This window comes from Halomonas sp. SIMBA_159, assembly GCF_046536035.1.
In the GTDB taxonomy this organism is placed as follows: Bacteria; Pseudomonadota; Gammaproteobacteria; order Pseudomonadales; family Halomonadaceae; genus Vreelandella; species Vreelandella venusta_A.
Window position 1 is genome coordinate 1 of sequence record NZ_JAWJBT010001538.1, and the last position, 238, is coordinate 238.

The 238-nt window shown below is 56.7% G+C and carries 1 protein-coding gene; it reads left to right on the plus strand.

What is annotated here, in order from left to right; all coding sequences use genetic code 11:
- Positions 1–238: cupin domain-containing protein (locus R0J87_RS24390; RefSeq protein WP_498889629.1), on the plus strand; the 238-nt coding region annotated here is incomplete at both ends.

The window sequence follows — 238 nt, forward strand, 5'->3', positions numbered from 1 at the left end:
GGGCATTGTTTATTCCGGCACACACCCGGCACGAGTCCAGGGCGCTGCAGGACACCACATTTATCGCCGTGTACCTGAACCCTGAGTCCTTAACCCGCTTACCGGCGTCCAGCCAGCCGATTGAAGTGACGCCGTTTTTCCGCGAACTGATCCTGAAACTCAGGCAATCCGTTTTGCGCGATCAACAGCAACCACCTGGCATCTTGCGCCTGCTGGCAGTACTGGAAGACGAGTTAAG